Here is a 1544-nt window from a genome sequence, read left to right on the forward strand (position 1 = left end):
TCTCATCCTGGGGGCGAGGAAGGGAAAACACCAGAATCAACGGTTCCCCTAGATCGCCTGGATACGAATGAATGCCCCTTTGACTTACCAGGAGAGTTAAAGGAAAAATTAGCTTGGAGCTATCAACAGCTGATTCAAGCTAATCGATATCCCGATGGCGGACAGGGGAAACTCAAAAATGCGATCGCAGAATACGTTAACGAATCTGCTGCCCTAGACGACCGAGTAACAGCAAACCAGATTTCCGTAGGCAACGGTTCCGATGAACTAATTCGTTCTATCTTAATTGCCACCTGCTTAGGAGGAGAAGGCTCGATCCTAATCGCTAATCCCACCTTCTCCATGTATTCGATACTGGCACAGACCTTAGGAATACCAGTAGTGAGTGTAGGGCGTCGGGAAGAAAACTTTGAAATCAAGATCGACGATGCCCAAGCAGCCATTGAACAGACCCTCACAGAAACCTCGACCCAACGAGCAGCAATACGAGTAGTATTTGTAGTTCATCCTAACTCTCCCACCGCCAACCCCTTGACTCCCCAGGAATTAGACTGGTTGCGTGGTCTACCAGAGAATATTTTAGTAGTTATTGATGAAGCCTACTTTGAATTCAGCCAAGCCTCAGTAGTCCAAGAATTAGCCGACCATCCCAACTGGGTAATATTGAGGACATTTTCCAAAGCATTTCGTTTAGCCACTCACCGTGTTGGTTATAGCATCGCTGACCCAGAACTAATTGCTGCTCTCGAAAAAATGCGCTTACCCTACAACTTACCCAGCTTTTCTCAAGCTGCTGCCATAGTCGCTCTCAATCACAGACAAACTCTGCTAGCATCAATTCCCCAGGTTATCGCCGAGCGAGATAAGTTACTAAAAGCCCTATCAGAACATCCAGCCTTACAGGTTTGGCCAAGTGCTGCCAACTTCATCTACCTGCGTCTACGACAATCCGGCAACGAGTCTACTAGCAAAGACCTGACTCAGGTAACTCAGGCCATGAAAGATCAAGGCACCCTAATACGTCATACTGGAGGAGGATTGCGGATCACTGTGGGCTCTCCTGAGGAGAATACTCGTACATTGCAACGATTACAAGCAGTTCTGGGCTGAAAAGCTATTCATAGTAAACTTTTGCCTTTTGCCTTTTGCCTTTTGCCTTTTGCCTTTTGCCTTTTGCCTTTTGCCCTTGCGGGTAGCGCTATATCCTCAAGTGTTTGTCACCGAACTTAGAGTTTTAGCAATCTCTACCAGCTGAAACCCAGGAGGATAAACCCCCTCAGCTTTGATGCGCTGGATAGCAGCCGGTGGGATAGCCAAATTTAGCTTTCTAGCAACAGCTCTGACTATATCACCCCGGTCAATGACACCTGCCACAGTTTCTGCGGGAGAAAGTACGCTTACACGCTTAATGTTAAGCTCCTCTAAGCTGTTAATCACCTCCACCAAAGGTGTTTTCTCCTCCACTGTGGGAATTTCTTGTAAAGGACGCACTATAGTTTCCAACGTCTCGGTGTCCCAACGACTACGCTCCACAAAATGTAAAA

At 47.0% G+C, this 1544-nt stretch carries 2 protein-coding genes; one reads left to right on the forward strand and one right to left on the reverse strand.

Annotation, left to right across the window (positions count from 1 at the left end; translation table 11 throughout):
- A partial coding sequence (locus F6K20_RS37990; protein ID WP_287298339.1) for a histidinol-phosphate transaminase occupies positions 1 to 1110 on the forward strand: 1110 nt, incomplete at its 5' end.
- A 96-nt stretch (positions 1111 to 1206) separates the two neighbouring features.
- On the opposite strand, the gene F6K20_RS37995 is transcribed toward F6K20_RS37990, so the two are convergent.
- Positions 1207 to 1544: CBS domain-containing protein (locus tag F6K20_RS37995; RefSeq protein ID WP_353736908.1), on the reverse strand; the 338-nt coding region annotated here is incomplete at its 5' end.

Source organism: Moorena sp. SIO2C4, assembly GCF_010672485.1.
Lineage (GTDB): Bacteria > Cyanobacteriota > Cyanobacteriia > Cyanobacteriales > Coleofasciculaceae > Moorena > Moorena producens.